Source organism: Paraburkholderia atlantica (assembly GCF_000092885.1).
Lineage (GTDB): Bacteria > Pseudomonadota > Gammaproteobacteria > Burkholderiales > Burkholderiaceae > Paraburkholderia > Paraburkholderia atlantica.
Map to the genome: position 1 here is coordinate 677,571 of NC_014118.1, position 17,488 is coordinate 695,058.

Below are 17,488 nucleotides of genomic sequence, written 5' to 3' on the forward strand. Positions count from 1 at the left end.
GAATTTCCGCAGCAGCTACCACTGCATGGCACTGGTTTTCGTAAGGTAAATGGAAGATTGGCGCGCCTCGGTGGAACAATTTTTAGCGCATCCTGATCGAGGCGCTCGGCGCCGTTGCCCCTTTTCGCCGGTCAATTTAGACCGCCCGAACAAAAAAATTTTACCGCCGACAAGGCAAATTCTTGCCTGATCGCAGGCCGTCCCCGACCGGTCAAAAAGCACTGTTGAGCACGATCCGTTCCACCCGTACCGGCCCCAAAAACAGGCGATGGCTAAAAGCGGTCAACTGTGGTGTAACTGCCAGCTTTTGCTGCCAAATTATCAGCGCTGCACGAGGCTTTTGTAACATTGTGCAAACGCACATTTCGATGCGTCTTGCAAGCGTCCACGTCGCAACAATCTAATCCGAACGGATTTTTTGGCTGCTGCGATGCAAAATTATTCTTATCTTGGTAATCTCCCACCCTCGGTCGGTCGGCTGCGGGTAAACGTGTAGCGGGAAACCCCTCCACGCGTCAATTTCAGCGCACTCCAACTTACGTTTCAATTTCAATGCCTGCTGTTTTGGCGGCGTTGACGCAGCCTTTTGTACTTCAAGTTTTGACAGAGCACATGCCATTGCCTTTCCTAAGTCTTCTCATCTGGATCCCCATCGTCGCCGGCTTCGTGGTGCTGCGCGCCGGGTCCGACGCGGCGCGTAATCGCACGCGCTGGCTCGCGCTGATCGGCGCGGTGGCGGGTTTCTTGCCGGTGATTCCGGTCGTGGCGAATTTCCGTAACGACGTGACCTCGATGCAGTTCGTCGAGAACGTCCGCTGGTCGCCGACGTTCGATATCGCATGGCATGTGGGAATCGACGGGATTTCGCTGTGGCTCGTCGCGCTGACCGCACTGACGACGATCATCATCGTGATCGCGTCGTGGGAGTCGATCACGCAGCGTACCGCGCAGTACTACGGCGCGTTCCTGATGCTGTCGGGTTTCATGCAGGGCGTGTTCACGTCGCTCGACGGCATGATGTTCTTCATTGCATTCGAGGCGACGCTGATCCCGCTGTATCTGCTGATCGGCACGTACGGTCACAAGAACCGTACGTATGCGGCGGTGAAGTTCTTCTTCGTGTCGTTTCTCGGCTCGCTGATGATGCTGATGTCGCTGCTCTATCTGTATAGCCAGACGCACAGCTTCGACCTCGCCGTGTGGCGCGAAGCGCATCTCGACATGGTGCCGCAGACGCTGATCTTCCTCGGCTTCCTCGCCGCGTTCGGCGTGAAGGTGCCGATGTGGCCGCTGCACACGTGGCTGCCCGACGTGCACCTCGACGGCCCCACCGGCGCCGCGGTGATGATCGGCATGCTGAAGATCGGCGGCTACGGTCTGCTGCGTTTCGCGCTGCCGATCGCGCCGCAAGCGAGCCACTTCTTCGCGCCGATGATGATCACGCTGTCGCTCGTCGCGGTGATCTATTCGAGCCTGCTCGCGCTGGTGCAAACCGACATGCGCCGCCTGCTCGCGTATTCGACGGTCGCGCATATGGGCCTCGTCACGCTCGGTCTGTTCGTCTTCAACCGCTTCGGCCAGGCCGGAGCAATCGTGCAGATGATCTCGTATGGTGTGGTGTCCGGCGCGATGCTGTTGTGCACCGGCATGCTGTACGACCGCACGAAAAGCGCATCGATTGCCGAATACGGTGGCGTCGCCAATACGATGCCGCGCTTTGCCGGTTTCGTGATGCTGTTCTCGATGGCCAACATCGGTCTGCCGGGCACCTCGGGTTTCGTCGGCGAATTCATGGTGCTGATGGGCGCGATCCGCTTCAACTTCTGGATCGGCGCGATCGCCGCGACCACGCTGATCCTGAGCGCGGCCTACACGCTGTGGATGTATAAGCGGGTGATCTTCGGCGCGATTGCCAATGCGCGCGTCGCGAATCTGAAGGACCTCGGCAAGCGCGAGTTCGCGCTGCTCGGTGCGTTGGCGCTGCTGGTGCTCGCGATCGGCCTCAACCCGAAGCCGTTTACCGATGCGATCGATCCGTCGGTCGGCACGCTGCTCGCTCAATCGGAACGCTCGGCGCTTCCTTCGGACAACGTGCCGGCGGAAGGTGGCGAGCATCTGCAGGCAGCGGCGCCCGGACCGGCACCCGTCGCCACGCACAATCCGGGCTAAAAGAACAGAGCGCAAAAGTCGTTGTCGCATCGGCGCGTCAGGATGCGGCGACGCTTTTGCGCTTTTGCGCGTCGCTACCAATCCCTTTGTGAATGCATGCACGACGGAGTACTGCGAAACCGCTGCGCGTCCGGCGGTTTTCCGGGTGCTTATTTCAAGGGACTCTTGCGATGCGTCAACTTTTCGATGCTTCGTTTTGAAGCGTCGCAAACGACGCTGGTGAATAGGGTGCGCGGGAAATGCGGCAACGTGTCGCACTGCGTCGCGACGCAATAGATCGTTGCAAATTCGAGTGTTTATTAGCATTCGATGCCCCCCTATTATGCGAGCGCTTATTAATGGAGAGCCGTCGAATGACGTTCGTTGAAGTCAAAAAAACGAGGCAGTGGATATGAAAGGACGGACGCTGGGAAGGCCGGCTAGTTTCATTTCCGCCAGCCTCATGTTGCTGCTTTCGGGTTGCAGCAACCTCGATATTCTGAATCCGAAGGGGAGTGTGGGACTAGCGGAGCGTGATCTGATCGCGACTTCGGTGTGGGCCATGCTGATTGTCGTGATACCGGTCATTCTGATGACACTGTTTTTCGCGTGGCGTTACCGCGCGTCGAACAGAAACGCCGAATACAAACCGGGGTGGACGCATTCCACTGCGATCGAAGTCGTCGTCTGGACGATTCCGGCGCTGATCATTTTGTTCCTCGCCGTGTTGACGTGGAAGAGCACGCATGAGCTCGATCCGTATCGTCCGCTCGAGTCGGAGGTCAAGCCGATCAACGTCGAAGTCGTCGCGCTCGACTGGAAGTGGCTGTTCATCTATCCGGACCTTGGTATCGCATCGGTGAACCAGCTCGCGATCCCGGTCGGCACGCCGGTGAACTTCCGGATCACGTCGGACACGGTGATGAACTCTTTCTTCATCCCGCAGTTGGGCGGCCAGATCTACGCGATGGCAGGCATGCAGACGCGCCTGCACCTGATCGCCGATCACGCCGGTGACTACGCGGGCCTCGCGGCGAACTTCAGCGGCAAGGGCTTCTCGGACATGAAGTTCCGTACGCTCGCCTCGTCGCCTGAAGAGTTCAACGCCTGGGTTGCGAAGGTGCGCGCATCGTCGGACCGCCTCGACATGGACCGCTATCACGCGGTGTCGGAGCCGAGCGAAAAGGACCCTGTGCGGTACTTCTCCACCGTCGATCCGAAGCTCTTCAACAACATCATTGCCAAATACAACAACGGCAACGTCATCGACAACATGAAAGACGCCAACTGTGCGCCTAAGGGGTAACTCATGTTCGGAAAACTCACTCTCGATGCGATTCCGTATCACGAGCCCATCATCGTTACGGCGGGCGCCGGCATGGCCCTCGCCGCGCTGGCGGTGCTCGGCGGAATCACGTATTTCGGCAAATGGCGCTACCTGTGGAGCGAATGGCTGACGTCCGTCGACCATAAGAAGATCGGTGTCATGTACATCGTCGTTGCGTTCATCATGTTGCTGCGCGGCTTTGCCGACGCAATCATGATGCGTATGCAGCTGGCGCTGTCGTACCTGAGCCCAGGCTATCTGCCGCCGCATCACTACGACCAGATCTTCACCGCGCACGGCGTCATCATGATCTTCTTCATGGCGATGACGTTCATGATCGGTTTGATGAACATCATCGTGCCGCTGCAGATCGGCGCGCGCGACGTCGCTTTCCCGTTCATCAACTCGCTGAGCTTCTGGCTGACGGCAGTCAGCGCGATCCTGATCAACATTTCGCTGGTGGTTGGTGAATTCGCACAGACGGGCTGGCTCGCTTATCCGCCGTTGTCGGAATTGCAGTTCAGTCCAGGTGTCGGCGTCGACTACTACCTGTGGAGTCTGCAGATCTCCGGTGTCGGCACGTTGCTGACTGGTGTGAACTTCTTCGTGACGATCGTGAAGATGCGCGCTCCGGGCATGTCGTGGATGAAGATGCCGGTGTTCACGTGGACCTCGTTGTGCGCGAACGTGCTGATCATGGCGTCGTTCCCGATCCTGACCGTCACGCTCGCGCTGCTCGGTCTCGACCGTTACCTCGGCATGCACTTCTTCACGAACGAAGCCGGCGGCAACGCGATGCTGTACCTGAACCTGATCTGGGCCTGGGGTCACCCCGAGGTGTACATCCTGGTCCTGCCGGCGTTCGGTATTTTCTCGGAAGTCGTCGCGACCTTCGCGAAGAAGCCGCTGTTCGGCTACAAGACGATGGTCTGGGCGACCTGCGCGATCATGGTGCTGTCGTTCCTCGTGTGGCTGCATCACTTCTTCACGATGGGTTCGGGCGCGGACGTGAACGCGTTCTTCGGCATCGCGACGATGGTGATCTCGATTCCGACCGGCGTTAAGGTGTTCAACTGGCTGTTCACGATCTACAAGGGCCGTCTGCAATTCACGACGCCCGTTCTGTGGACGATCGGCTTCATCATCACGTTCACGATCGGCGGTATGACCGGCGTGATGCTGGCGATTCCGGGCGCGGACTTCATGCTGCACAACAGCCTGTTCCTGATCGCTCACTTCCACAACGTGATTATCGGTGGCGTGCTGTTCGGCTATCTGGCCGGCTTCAACTACTGGTTCCCGAAGGCGTTTGGCTTCAAGCTGAACGAGAAGCTCGGCAAGGCCGCGTTCTGGTTCTGGCAGATTGGTTTCTGGGTCGCATTCACGCCGCTGTACGTGCTCGGCTTCATGGGCGCGACTCGTCGTCTGAACCACTACGACAACCCGGATTGGCATCCGTGGATGATCATCGCGGCGTTCGGCGCGGTGCTGATCGCAATCGGTATCGCTTGCCAACTGCTGCAACTGGTTGTCAGCCTCCGCGATCGCAACAAGGTGGAGAACCGCGACCTCACGGGCGATCCGTGGGACGGTCATACGCTGGAATGGGCGACGAGCTCGCCGCCGCCGGTGTATAACTTCGCGCACATCCCGGACGTCCGCTCGCTCGACGCGTTCAGCGAAATGAAGTCACGCAAGGGCGGTGTCAAAGTGCCGGCGTATCGCGACATTCACATGCCGTCGAATACGTCCGCGGGTCTGCTGGTGGGGCTGTTCTCGCTGGTGCTCGGATTTGCAGCCGTGTGGCACATCTGGTGGCTTGCGATCGTTGGCCTGGTTGGCACGATGCTCACCGTGATCATCTACAGCTTCATGGACAACGACGGCTATTACATTCCGGCGGACACTGTCGCGCTGATTGAAGAGAAACGCAACGGCGGTGCTGGCGCCGTGGCCGGTGTCGGCGCAAGCGTCGGCAAGCAGGTCGAGCTGGAGGTGGACTGATGTTACAGAAGACTATTGCGGTTGAGCCGCATCTCGCGCCGGACCACGTGCCGTCGCACTCGGTGTTCGGCTTTTGGGTGTACCTGATGACCGACTGCATCATCTTCGCGGCACTGTTCGCAGTGTTCGCGGTGATGAGCCAGCAGTTCGCGGGTGGTCCGAGCGGTAAGGACCTGTTCGAGATTCCCGGCGTCGCCCTCGAAACGACGATGCTGCTGCTCTCGAGTATCACCTACGGCTTCGCGATGCTCGGCGCGCACAAGAACCGCAAGGGCGTGCTGCTCGGCTGGCTCGGCGTGACGTTCCTGCTGGGCTTCGCGTTCCTCGTGCTGGAAATGCGTGAGTTTTCGCACATGATCGCCGAAGGCGCGGGTCCGAGCCGTAGCGCGTTCCTGTCGTCGTTCTTCACGCTGGTCGGTACGCACGGTCTGCACGTGACGTTCGGCTTGATCTGGATGGTGGTGTTGGCGCTGCAGGTGATGCGTCATCGCGACCTGACCGAACGCGACATGATCCGTCTAACGTGCCTGAGCCTTTTCTGGCACTTCCTCGACGTCGTGTGGATCGGCGTTTTCACCTTTGTCTATCTTGCGAGCGTGATCTAAATGGACCATAGCCATAGCGCCCATGGCGCACACTCGGAAGGCGGTCACGGCAGCTTCGGCAGCTACATGACGGGCTTCGTGCTCTCCGTCATTCTGACCGTCGCGGCATTCGCGATCGTGATGACCGGTACGTTGACGGGCCACAGCGCGTTGTTCGCGATCGCGGGCCTCGCGGTCGTGCAGATCCTGGTGCATCTGGTGTTCTTCCTGCATATGAACGCGTCGTCGTCGCAGCGCTGGAATGTGACGGCGTTTGTGTTCACTGCGTTGACCGCGGTTATCGTGGTTGGCGGGACGTTGTGGGTGATGCATAACGTCAGTATGAACATGATGTCGCGCTAAGCGGATAACGTTTTAGTGTTGGCCTCGATGAAAAGCCCCGCAAGATTTCGATCTTGCGGGGCTTTTGTTTTGGCTGGACGGTTTGCTTTTTTACTGTGCTCGTGGCGCGCAGAATACGAAAACGTCATCGACATGCAGGAGCGTTGCGAATCGCCAAAGGCCGTCGCAACAGAAGAAGCCCGCTGCTTCGACGAAAAGCTACATGCGTATCTGCAACACTGTCAGGGCACTGCTTTTTCCGTCGTTCGTCGAAGGTTGCGGGATGCCGCTCGCCGAAGCGCTCGAGTTCAAAGTACCGATACTCGAGAGTGAGTGCGATTTCGATCCGTCGCGTCGATGCCGGGGCGCCAGCGAGGCCGACGCGATCGACGCCCGTCGGCAAGAGCCCGTCATGGACGCGCCCGGTGGCACAAGGCGAAAGGAGAAGTCCAGCGCGGTGATCCATGCAATCCCGGTACTTCGAAGGTCCTAACACTGCGTAGCCGCCTTTGGCAATCGCGGTCCACGTTCGCCCGTACCTGCCCCGAGACGCTTGCTAATTCTCCGACGGACCACCAGGTTGAAGAAACGAGTGGCAATATGGAGTTGCCCCTGTAACTCAGGACATTCGGACACCGTTAGGTTGATGACTCCGCTGCCTGCCTGAACTCGCGCGGCGAGCGATATTTCAGTGCTTTGTGCGGGTGGCGTTCATTGTAGTGTTCAAAAGCAACGGCCAGATGCGAGAGTGCCGTCGGCGCGTCACGCTTATCCATATAGGCGACGTAATTGTGCTTCATGGTCTTCACGAACGACTCAGCCATACCATTGCTCTGCGGCGAGCGCACGGGCGTCGTCAGCGGCTGCAGGCCCAGTTCGCGCGCAAAGCTGCGCGTGCGATGGTCAATGTAGGCCGAGCCGTTGTCCGTCAGCCATTCGATGGGCTGCGCGGCCTGCGTAGTGCCGAAGCGCTGTTCGACGCAGCATCACGTCGCGCACCACGTCGCCGCTATGGCGTCCAGTTGTCGCAGCCCAGCCAATCGCCTCCCGGTCGCAGCAGTCCAGCGCGAACGTCACGCGCAGCGGCGTGCCATCGTCGCACCGGAACTCAAAGCCATCGGAGCACCAACGGGTATTGCTGCGGTCCACGGCAACGCGACCGTCATGCCGCCGCGTGTCTCGCCGTACGCCGGGACGGCGCAGCAGCAACTGGTGCTCACGCATAACCCGATACACGCGCTTGTGATTGACGCACGGCGCGCTGGTCTGTTCTCGACTGCGGCGCAGCAGTCCCCAGATGCGTCGGTAGCCGCAGGTCGGCAGATGCGCTACATGGGCCCGGATTTCTTCGACCAATTTCGCGTCATCGCTCGGCCTGGCGCTACGGCCATCTGGCCAATCGGACGAGCGAGCCTGTTTCGCTGCTACGCCAGAGCGCGCCACGCCGAGAACTTCACAGACCGTTTTCAATGGTCATCCCCCAGCAGCAAGCGCGAGCGCAATCAGTTTTTTTGAGCGCCGCCAATCCACGGCTTCCTTCAGGATTTCGACTTCCATCGTCTTCTTCCCGAGTAGTCGTTGCAGTTCCTTGATTTCCTTGATGGCTGCGGCGAGCTTTGATGCCGGCACGACGGTCTCGCCCGCTTTCACTGCCGCCAGACTGCCTTCCTGGTATTGCTTGCGCCAGCCGAACACCTGGTTCGGGTTCACGCCATGCCGCCGGGCAACGGGTGTCAGCGTCTCCTGCACGATGGCGACTTTTTCCTGCGCCGTGCGCCGCCGACGGCGCTCCGGCTCACTCAGAATTTCGATGGGTTCCACGTAACGACTAGGCTTACTGTTAGGCACAAGGCTATCCCTTATTTTAAGAGAGTCCTCGTGTCCTCAGATACGTGGGGCTGCTCCAAGGTGTAATAACCAGTTGTGATATAAAGCCGCGCAGCCCCCGAAAAGGCTCGATGTACTGGTGAGCAACAAGCGCGCATATGCGCTGTACCGGCGTCTCGGCTTCGTCAAATTGCCGCGCAGGGCGCCAGTTTCGGCGCGCCTGCCGCGCGAACTCGAATCGGTGCGAATGGAGTGGGTTGGGAAGGAATAGAGGGGCGCCGTAACAGAGGCGACCTGCAAGATACGACGCAATCACGGGGCAGATACCCGATGCAGTCGATTCATAAGACACAAACGAGGACCTGAAAACATGCACATCCATCCCGTAGTTCTTTGCGGCGGCAGCGGCACGCGACTGTGGCCGATGTCGCGCGGCGGCTATCCGAAGCAGTACCTGGCACTGACCGGCGAGCACACGCTGGTTCAGCAAACCGCGTTGCGCTTGCGCGGCATCGAGGGTGTCACCGCGCCGATCGTCGTCACGAACAATGAACAGCGTTTTCTTGTCGCCGAACAACTGCGTCAGGTGGACGTGGGCTCCGCAAACATCGTGCTGGAACCGGCAAGCCGCAACACGGCGCCGGCCATCGCCGTGGCCGCATTGCTCGCCTTGCGCGACACGCCGGATGCGTTGCTGCTCGTGCTGCCGTCCGATCATGTGATCGCGGGCGAGGCGGCGTTCGTCAAGGCGGTCGAAGCGGCCGCGCAGATCGCGAACGATGGACGTCTGGTCACGTTCGGCATCACGCCGACCGAACCGCACACCGGCTACGGTTACATTCGCGCGGGCGCGCCGCTGATCGACGGCACGCAGACGTTCGCGGTCGACTCGTTCGTCGAGAAGCCCGATGCCGCGACCGCTCGGCGCTTCATCGATGAGGGCCGCTACTACTGGAATAGCGGCATGTTCATGCTGAAGGCGTCGACGTATATGGACGAGTTGCGCCGCTACGAGCCGGAGATCGCGCGTCAGGCCGAATTGTCGCTGCAGAACGCGCAGCAGGATTACGATTTCGTGCGTCTCGAAGCCGAGGCGTTTGCCGCCTGCCCGAACATCTCCGTCGATCACGCGGTGATGGAGAAGACCCAGCGCGCGGCCGTCGTTGCGGTCGCTGATCTCGGCTGGAACGACATCGGTTCGTGGACCGCGCTCGCCGACATCGCCGAGCGCGATGCGCAGAACAACGCGCTGATCGGCGACGTGCTGACCGACGCGGTCAGCAACTCGTATATTCGCGCCGAGCATCGGCTGGTGGCGGCGATCGGGCTCGAGAACGTCGTGATCGTCGAGACCGCGGATGCGGTGCTGGTCGCGAATCGGGACCAGGCGCAGGACGTCAAGAAGATCGTCGCGCAGCTCAATGCGATGGGGCGTCACGAGTCGGTCACGCATCGTTGCGTGGTGCGTCCGTGGGGTTCGTATGAGGGCATCGATAGCGGCGAGCGCTTCCAGGTCAAGCGCATCGTCGTCAATCCGGGCGCGCAGCTGAGTCTGCAGATGCATCATCATCGGGCCGAGCACTGGATCGTCGTGAAGGGCACCGCGCTCGTGACGAACGGCGACAAGGAAATTATGCTGACCGAGAACCAGTCGACCTATATTCCGCTGGGCGTTACTCATCGGCTGCTGAACCCCGGCAAGATTCCGCTGGAGTTGATCGAGGTGCAGTCGGGCGCGTATCTCGGCGAGGACGATATCGTGCGGTTCGAGGATACGTACGGGCGCGTGGCGAAGGTTTAAAGAGCTCGGGGTTGGCCCCGGCGTTGCGCCTCAAAGGCCATCGGTCGAAAGACCGGTGGCTTTTTTACTCATGCGAGCGGATCTGGAAACTGACTCGATGGATGCGAAGGATAACCGTCGAGCAGATGATCGGCGGATCGTCGATACAAAGTCTAGGCGGACTCCGGGCTTACCTATCGCTGAACAACGCTCATCGTCAATTCTTGTAAAGCGGGCTTATCCCGAATTAAAGCTGTTGACCGTTGTCCATTCGATGATTAATTCTCCCGGTATCGCTTGAAAAGAATCAAGGAATCCTTTGAAGCAACCCGTTATGCCATGGCAGAAGCTCAAGGTTACGCATGGGCATGCAATTGTCGCGGACGCTCTGGCAATCAGCACGGCGTCACTGATCATGCGGGTCGTACAGCCCGCTACAGAACACGCGGCGGGCAGCAGCTGGCCGCATTTCGTTGCCGCAATCCACGCTTGCGTCAGCGACGTATAACAGAGGCGCCGGTTTTTGCCCAGGGAATATATGATGCAACCCACTAAGTCTTTGGTCACATTGACCGCTGCGTGTACTATCGCTGCGTTATCTTTAAGTTCGATGGTTCACGGTAGCACCATTTATTCTGTGCCATTTGACTATAAGAAATTCCCTGTGCCGTCGATCTACTTTGAAGGAAAATCACCCAAGGAAATCGACCAGTTCTGTAAATCCGGTCAAAACGCTTCCGCTGATGATGCGGCGGCGTGCGGACAATGGGATTTCGAACATTTGAATTCGACGCTAAACGCCACTTATACCAGATTCTGAATTCAATAAAAAAGTCGGACGAAGAATCGGCGGAGTATAACGATCCTTTAGCCGCTCCCGATTTTGTCGGGGCGCAAGAAAGTTGGTCCAAATACCGCGATCGCTACTGCTGCTCATATGACTACGCGCTCGGCGAAGCATCCGGACGCTACGTATATTTCTGGGATTGCATGAAGGAAATTACTCAGGACCGCATCAAGCAGCTGGAAAAATTTTCGCAATGAATATGCCCCGCTTTGTGAGGGTGCTTGCTTGGGTCCGTTAGGCATGTCTGATCGAGACGTGTCACAAAGGCAAGCGGCACCACGTCGCCTGATCATAGGCCGCCGTCAAGTTCAGAAAGTCAGCAATTGTCCACTTGCTCCCAACCTCGCTCCGGTGGCTTTTTCTCATTCACCTCACGCGTCCGCCACAGCGAGTTCACAATACCCCCGACGTCCACCCGCAACCCCCAAAGCCAAGGAACCCCATGCCCCAACCCAAACCCATCGAATACGCCGACGCCTCCCCCGAAGTCCGCGCCGTCTACGACGACATCAAAGCGACCCGCCAGGTCGACGACGTGAACAACTTCTGGAAGTACATCGCGCAGCATCCGCCGACCCTCGCGCGCACGTGGGACAGCCTGAAGGAAGTGATGGCGCCCGGCGCGCTGGATCCGCTGGTCAAGGAGCTGTTGTACGTCGCAGTCAGCGTAACGAACAACTGCGGCTATTGCGTCGCGAGCCACACGGCGGCGGCGCGTCGCGCCGGCATGACCGACGAGATGTTCGGCGAGTTGCAGGCGATCGTCGGAATGGCTAACGAAACGAACCGGCTCGCGGTCGGCTATCGCGTGCCGATCGATCCGGCCTTCGAATGAGAGCATGAAGCGCATGATGCGGCCCGATCGTACCGACCCGGGCCGCAACCCATGCATGCTTGTGGATGGGTATCGAGCGCGCAAATGCCTTACGCTCGGGCGTTCCAGTTCCACGCACCATGTCCTGCCGTGGGATTCAACGTCTGTACTGGCGCGAGCGCTGATCGACCGCATCTGCGCACCCGAAAACTGATCGCCGTCCGCCAACTTGCGGCAGACCGGTGTCGTTCAGCCGCCAACGCGTCGGCCGATCAGCGCATACTCCATCCCGCGAGTAACGCCGGTAGCTCGGCCATCTCCCTGAACACGTGCACCGCGCCTGCGCCATGCAACGCGGTCGCGCTGCTATGGCCGAGGTGTGTCGGGCAATAGCCGAATACCGTCGCGCCGGCCGCGACACCCGCGGTCGCGCCCGTCACCGTATCCTCGATTACCGCGCAGCGTGCCGGCTCGACGCCCAGTGCCGCGGCCGCGGCGAGGTAGACGTCGGGAAACGGTTTGCTGCGCGGCATTTCGTGGCCGCTGAAGATGCGTCCGTCGAAGCAGTCGAGCAGGCCGGCCTTCACGAGCTGCAATTCGATCTTGATGCGATCCGCACCCGACGCCACCGCAATGCGTCCATTCAACGTTTGGTGCAGCGCGCGCACCGCGAAAGACGCGCCGTCGATCGCACGCAACTCATTGTCGAGCGCCACGTTGCGACGCGCGCGGAACTGCGCCAGCCACTCGGCCGTGAGGGCAAAGCCGGTGTGCGCTTCGATTAGTTCGGCTTCGTCCTTGACCATCTTGCCGACGAAAATGCGCATCGTCTCTTCGACGCTCAAATGCCAGCCGAGCTCGCCGAGCATCTCGGCGAGCACGCGATTCGTGATGGGTTCGGAATCGACGAGCACGCCGTCACAGTCGAAGAGCACGGCGTCGAAACGAAAATCGGCCATCGGAGAGGGTACGGATGAGGTTCGCTAAAGCGGCAAGCATACCTCACCGGCCTGCGGGCCGCAGCGCGATGGCCACCCGTCAAACGCGCGCAATCATTCGCTGTACCCGTCGCTCAGCGTCTTCAGGAACGCGATGATGTCCTGAATGTCCTGATCGGTCATCGCGGGTTGATCGCCGAACTTGAGGTCGAACGGCGCGTCGGCGACATCGATGTTCGCGCGATACCGCGGCGGCAGATCGTCGTACTTGACCACCTTGCCCGACGCATCGCACGGATACATGTTGTCCGGCGCCGTGTCGCGCAGGTTGTAAAAGTCCATCACGTGCTTCAGGTCGTGATACACGCCGTTGTAAAAGAACACCTTGCGTTCGGCGACGTTGCGCAGCGTCGGCGTGAGGAACATGCCACAGTACTGGGTCTGCTTCGCGAGGTCGTCGCGAAACGGTCCGCATACGCCCATGTCGAAGAACTTCGGGTCCTTGTTCATCGGAATCGCCGGATTGCGCGGCACACCCAAGGCTTCGTATTGCGTATCGGTGAAAAGCGGCGGGAGGCCGTCGCGGCTCGGCTGGCTCAGGTGACAGCCCGCGCAATTCGCCTTGTCGTTGTCGTTGAACAGTTGCAGACCGTGCAGTTCGGCACGCGTGAGCCGCGCCTTGCCTTCGAGCCAGTAGTCGTATTTGCTCGTGAACGCATGAAACGACGGATCTTCGGTCTGATAGCGGCCCACCGCGAACATCGCTTCGGCAATCAGCAGGCTCGGGTTGTTGACGATGCCAACTCCAAAGATCCGTTTGAACTGGTCGAGGTAGCGCGTTTGCAGCAGCTTTCGCGCGACGTCGGCTTCGCTTGTAGCGGTGGTCGTACCAGCCCGTCCGAATCGTCGTACGCAATGATCGCGGCGGTGTTCTTCCAGTCAGGCTGCTGTTCGAGGAAGTTGATCACCTTGGTGACGAACGCGCGATTAAAGATTCGAGTCGCGGACATTACGCTGGCTATCGGTTTCCATTCATATCGCTGACTTCCGGTTCGCGTCGTGCTAACCGTGATGCGCTTTCTTTTCGCCGCACGCTTTTTTTGCAGGCAGAGCGACGGATTTCCCCCTCTGACCCGTTGAAGAAGAAACGGGGCCACTCTGGCTCCGGCTCTTTTCGGTCCTATGGAAGAAAACGACATGATCTCGAACCGCATGAGTCGCCTGCTCGGTTGCGCGCTGACCGCCGCGCTGTGCTGCGCGGCCACGCTGACGGCCGCGCCCGCCTCCGCGCAAGTGCTGATCGCGCCGATGGCGCCGCCGCCGCCGCGCGTCGAAGTCGTGCCCGCGCCTCGGGACGGCTATGTGTGGGATCAGGGCCGCTGGCGCTGGGAGCACGGCCGCTATGTGTGGGCGCCGGGCCACTGGCAGCCGGTGCGCGTCGGCTATCACTGGGTGCCTGGGCATTGGGCGCAACGGGGGCCGCACTGGCGCTGGATCGACGGACATTGGGCTTGAGCGAGGCTTGCGATGAAAACACTGGTGATCATTCTGCTGGTGGCCTCGCTCGCCGGCTGTGTGGTCTATCCGGCACGTCCGGCCTATTACCGGCCGGCGGTCGTCGTATATTGACCGCGTACGTGATACCCGGCCGGATAGGGCGTGGCGGCACGAAAGCCATAACAACACGACAGTCGAAGGAGCGGCGGCAATTGAACGACGTTGATCCCGTGTTGCGGCCCGCACGCGAACGCGCGCGCGTGGTGTCGCGACGGAGCCGCACGCCTTGAGCGACGCGCCGCCCGATCCGGACGCCGAGCTGCTCGCGCGAGTGGGCCGCGAGGAGCCCGACGCGGTCCGTTCGCTGGTCGCGCGCAAGCTACCGCGGCTGCTCGCGCTCGCCACGCGGATGCTCGGCGATCGCATGGAAGCGGAGGACGTCGCGCAGGAGGTCTTCGTGCGAATCTGGAAACAGGCGGCTCGCTGGCGTCAAGGTGAAGCGAGGTTCGACACGTGGATGCATCGGGTCGCACTCAATCTTTGCTATGACCGTTTGCGCGGCCGGCGCGAAGACCCGAGCGACGAACTGCCCGACTCGGCCGATCCCGCCGCGCCACCCGACGCGCGGCTCGAAGCAAGCGCCGACCACGCGCGCGTGCGCGCGGCGCTCGCCGCGCTGCCGGCGCGACAGCGCGAAGCGCTCGTGCTGAGCTATTACCAGGAGATGTCGAACGTCGACGCTGCCGCCTTGATGGGCGTCAGCGTCGATGCGCTGGAGAGTCTGCTGAGCCGCGCACGCCGCGGTTTGCGCGCGCAACTGGCCGGCAGCGGCCTTAGCAAGGACAAGTCATGACGCCCGAAAGATTCCATCAGATCGTTGCAGCGTACGGCGCCGACGCGCGTCGCTGGCCGGAGCGCGAACGCGAGGCCGCGCAGGAGTGGGCGCGCGCGCATCGCGACGAAGCCGACGCGGTGTTGATCGATGCGGCCGGCCTCGACGCATGGCTCGCCGCGGACCGGATCGAGCCGCCGAGCCTCGAACTGCAGCGTCGCGTCATCGATGGCGCGCCAGCGCGACGCCCTACCGCGCGCTGGCGTTTTTGGTGGTCGGGCGCGGCGGTGGCAGGCGTCGGGCTGCTCGGTGGTGTGGCCGGCGCGCTCGCGGTGTCGTTCTTCTTGCTGACCGAGAATGCGCCGGCCGTGCATGAATCCTCGTATCTGACTTCGAGTTTCGGCGGCAGCTCCGCCGATTGGAGCGGCGAATGAACGGGCGCTCGTGGAAATTTGCGCTGCTGGGTTCCGCGGTGCTCAACGTGTTCCTGCTCGGCGCGATCGCCGGCGGCGCGTATCAGTGGTTCGCCGTGCACGGTGCGAATCAGCCGTTGGCGCAGGACCAGCGCGCGCTGCGATTCGCCGCCGAGCCGCTGTCGGCGCAGCAGCGGCAGACGTTTATCGACGGCCTGAGAAACGCGCGGCGCGACGGGCGCCAGTATGCGCGCGACGCTCGCGAAGGGCGTCGTGAGGTATTGCGTCTGCTGGCCGCGCCGCAGTTCGATCGCGCCGCGCTCGATGCCGCGCTCGCGCGCACCCGCGCGGCCGATAGCAGCCTGCGCGCGATGGTCGAAGCGAGCGTCGCCGATTTCGCGGCGACGCTGACGCCTGAGGAGCGCATCCAATTCGCCGAGAGTCTGAAGCTGCGCGGGCAATGGCGCGAAGCGCAACCGGCGCTGAACGCGAACAAGCCGGCGTCGAATGCCGCATCGGGCGAATAGAAAAATGCGTGCGGTGGCGACGGATTTCGGCATATCGGCCGTTTAACGGGCATGCAGGCGTGTCACCCGCCGACGAGGATCGTATGGGCCACTCACCGAACCTGAATGCCGCGGCGATCGCACTGAACCGCTTCGGCCTCGGCGCGCGCGCCGACGATACGCCGCCAGCCGATCCGAAGGAATGGCTGCTCGCGCAGTTCGAGCAGTACCAGCCTCGGCCGGACGCGTGGGCGAAGCAGCCCGATTCGAACGCGTTGTCGAGGGAGCTATTGCAGCAGCGCATGCAGATCGCGCAGCAGGCGAAACAGAAGGTGGGCGAGGAGAACAACCCGAACCGGAACGCGAGCAACATCGCAACCAACATCGCCAGCAACGCGGCGGCGGCCAGCCAGACCGACGCGCAAGCTGCGATGCAATCCGAACGAAAGGCATTTCGCGTCGAAATCCTCGACATGTACCGCTCGTCGGTCAATGCGCGCGTCGCAAGTGCGCTGAGCACGCAGACACCGTTCATCGAACGGCTCGTGCATTTCTGGGCGAACCACTTTGCGGTGTCGGTAGAAAAGCCCGGCGTCGCGGCGCTCGCCGGGTCGTTCGAAGCGGAGGCGATTCGCCCGCACGTGCTCGGCCGTTTCGAGGACATGCTGCTGGCCGTCGAGCGTCACCCGGCCATGCAACTGTTCCTCGATCAGACGCGCTCGGTCGGTCCCGACAGCATGGCCGCGCTGCGCGCCGCGCAACGCAATCCGGACAACAGACGCGGACTGAACGAGAACCTCGCGCGCGAGATCATGGAGTTGCATACGCTCGGCGTGCGCAGCGGCTATGGCCAGGACGACGTGACAGAGTTCGCGCGTGCGCTGACCGGCTGGAGTCTGGCAGGCAATCCGGGGAACGGCGGCGCCAATGCAAACCGGCGCGCGCAGGAGCCAAGCGGCGAACCCGGCAGCTTCGTGTTTCGCGAGGCGCTGCACGAACCGGGCTCGCGCACGATCATGGGACGCCGCTACGACGAAGCCGGCGAACAGCAGGCGCTCGCAATCCTGCATGACCTCGCGCATGCGCCGGCCACCGCGCAGCATATCGGCGTGAAGCTCGCGCGCCATTTCGTCGCCGACAATCCGCCGGCTGGCGTGAGCGTTCGTCTCGCTGAGGTGTTCACTCGCAGCGACGGCGATCTGCCGACCGTCTATCGCGCGTTGATCGATACGCCACAAGCGTGGTCACCGGGCGCGGTGAAGTTCAAGACACCGTGGGAGTGGACCATTTCGTCGATGCGCGGACTCGGCTGGCACGACCTCGGCAATCTGCAGTGCGCGCCGATCCTGACGCAGCTAGGCCAGCCGGTGTGGCGGCCGGGATCGCCCGCCGGCTACGACGATATCGCCGCGAGCTGGGCCGCACCCGATGCGCTCGTACGCCGTGTCGAAGTCGCGCAACGTTTCGCCGCGCGCGTCGGTGACCGGCTCGATGCGCGCTCGCTCGGCCAGACCCTGCTGGCTGGCTCGCTCAGCGAGCCGACGGCGACGGCGGTGTCACGCGCGGAAAGCGCTTCGACGGCGATCGCGCTGCTGCTCGTCTCGCCCGATTTTCAACGGAGGTGAACGC

Annotated in this window: 13 protein-coding genes and 5 pseudogenes; 14 read left to right on the forward strand and 4 right to left on the reverse strand. The window is 61.5% G+C overall.

Going from position 1 to position 17,488, the window contains the following annotated elements; all coding sequences use genetic code 11:
* Window positions 1-612 precede the first annotated feature (612 nt).
* From BC1002_RS19095 to BC1002_RS38960, 6 genes and pseudogenes are all read left to right on the forward strand, one after another.
* Entirely contained in the window at window positions 613-2,169 is a 1,557-nt protein-coding gene (locus BC1002_RS19095; protein WP_013091626.1) for an NADH-quinone oxidoreductase subunit M, read from the forward strand.
* A gap of 391 nt (window positions 2,170-2,560) precedes the next feature.
* A complete protein-coding gene (gene cyoA, locus BC1002_RS19105; RefSeq protein WP_013091627.1) occupies window positions 2,561-3,454 on the forward strand; it encodes a ubiquinol oxidase subunit II in 894 nt (297 codons plus the stop codon).
* 3 nt (window positions 3,455-3,457) lie between these two features.
* Window positions 3,458-5,479, forward strand: coding sequence for a cytochrome o ubiquinol oxidase subunit I (gene cyoB / locus BC1002_RS19110; protein ID WP_013091628.1), 2,022 nt, complete (start codon window positions 3,458-3,460; stop codon window positions 5,477-5,479).
* Window positions 5,479-6,084 (forward strand): cytochrome o ubiquinol oxidase subunit III, encoded by a 606-nt coding sequence (cyoC, locus tag BC1002_RS19115; protein ID WP_013091629.1) that lies wholly within the window; start codon window positions 5,479-5,481, stop codon window positions 6,082-6,084. The genes cyoB and cyoC overlap by 1 nt, the downstream gene beginning before the upstream one ends.
* On the forward strand, window positions 6,085-6,426 hold the full coding sequence (gene cyoD, locus BC1002_RS19120; RefSeq protein WP_013091630.1) for a cytochrome o ubiquinol oxidase subunit IV: 342 nt from the start codon (window positions 6,085-6,087) through the stop codon (window positions 6,424-6,426).
* A 111-nt stretch (window positions 6,427-6,537) separates the two neighbouring features.
* Window positions 6,538-6,745: pseudogene (locus tag BC1002_RS38960) on the forward strand (glycosyltransferase family 4 protein); the annotation flags it as partial.
* 298 nt (window positions 6,746-7,043) lie between these two features.
* On the opposite strand, the pseudogene BC1002_RS19130 reads toward BC1002_RS38960, so the two are convergent.
* Window positions 7,044-8,217 (reverse strand): annotated as a pseudogene (locus BC1002_RS19130) (IS3 family transposase).
* A gap of 385 nt (window positions 8,218-8,602) precedes the next feature.
* On the opposite strand from BC1002_RS19130, the gene BC1002_RS19140 reads away from it, so the two are divergent.
* From BC1002_RS19140 to BC1002_RS19145, 3 genes are all read left to right on the forward strand, one after another.
* Window positions 8,603-10,033 carry a mannose-1-phosphate guanylyltransferase/mannose-6-phosphate isomerase gene (locus tag BC1002_RS19140; protein ID WP_013091632.1) on the forward strand — a complete coding sequence of 477 codons (1,431 nt, stop codon included), beginning with the start codon at window positions 8,603-8,605 and terminating at the stop codon, window positions 10,031-10,033.
* Window positions 10,034-10,777: 744 nt separating this feature from the next.
* Window positions 10,778-11,056 (forward strand): lysozyme inhibitor LprI family protein, encoded by a 279-nt coding sequence (locus BC1002_RS36415; protein ID WP_083788707.1) that lies wholly within the window; start codon window positions 10,778-10,780, stop codon window positions 11,054-11,056.
* 245 nt (window positions 11,057-11,301) lie between these two features.
* On the forward strand, window positions 11,302-11,694 hold the full coding sequence (locus BC1002_RS19145; RefSeq protein ID WP_013091633.1) for a carboxymuconolactone decarboxylase family protein: 393 nt from the start codon (window positions 11,302-11,304) through the stop codon (window positions 11,692-11,694).
* A gap of 251 nt (window positions 11,695-11,945) precedes the next feature.
* Here BC1002_RS19145 and BC1002_RS19150 read toward each other — a convergent pair whose 3' ends face one another.
* The 3 genes and pseudogenes from BC1002_RS19150 to BC1002_RS37780 all read right to left on the reverse strand — a co-directional run.
* Entirely contained in the window at window positions 11,946-12,632 is a 687-nt protein-coding gene (locus BC1002_RS19150) for an HAD family hydrolase (protein WP_013091634.1), read from the reverse strand.
* 93 nt (window positions 12,633-12,725) lie between these two features.
* Window positions 12,726-13,475, reverse strand: a pseudogene (locus BC1002_RS19155) (c-type cytochrome); the annotation flags it as partial.
* 10 nt (window positions 13,476-13,485) lie between these two features.
* Window positions 13,486-13,597: pseudogene (locus BC1002_RS37780) on the reverse strand (alkaline phosphatase family protein); the annotation flags it as partial.
* Between the two features lie 211 nt (window positions 13,598-13,808).
* Between BC1002_RS37780 and BC1002_RS19160 the strand changes: the two are divergent.
* The 5 genes and pseudogenes from BC1002_RS19160 to BC1002_RS19185 all read left to right on the forward strand — a co-directional run bounded on the left by BC1002_RS19160 (window position 13,809) and on the right by BC1002_RS19185 (window position 17,484).
* Window positions 13,809-14,126 (forward strand): YXWGXW repeat-containing protein, encoded by a 318-nt coding sequence (locus BC1002_RS19160; protein WP_013091635.1) that lies wholly within the window; start codon window positions 13,809-13,811, stop codon window positions 14,124-14,126.
* Between the two features lie 244 nt (window positions 14,127-14,370).
* Window positions 14,371-14,961, forward strand: a pseudogene (locus BC1002_RS19170) (RNA polymerase sigma factor); the annotation flags it as partial.
* The gene (locus BC1002_RS19175; protein ID WP_013091638.1) at window positions 14,958-15,374 is read left to right on the forward strand and encodes a hypothetical protein; all 417 of its coding nucleotides are present in this window, start codon (window positions 14,958-14,960) and stop codon (window positions 15,372-15,374) included. The pseudogene BC1002_RS19170 and the gene BC1002_RS19175, both read left to right, overlap by 4 nt.
* Window positions 15,371-15,880, forward strand: coding sequence for a periplasmic heavy metal sensor (locus BC1002_RS19180; RefSeq protein WP_013091639.1), 510 nt, complete (start codon window positions 15,371-15,373; stop codon window positions 15,878-15,880). Before BC1002_RS19175 ends, BC1002_RS19180 begins: the two co-directional genes overlap by 4 nt.
* 83 nt (window positions 15,881-15,963) lie before the next feature.
* Window positions 15,964-17,484, forward strand: a complete 1,521-nt coding sequence (locus tag BC1002_RS19185) for a DUF1800 domain-containing protein (protein ID WP_013091640.1) — start codon at window positions 15,964-15,966, stop codon at window positions 17,482-17,484.
* Window positions 17,485-17,488 lie beyond the last annotated feature (4 nt).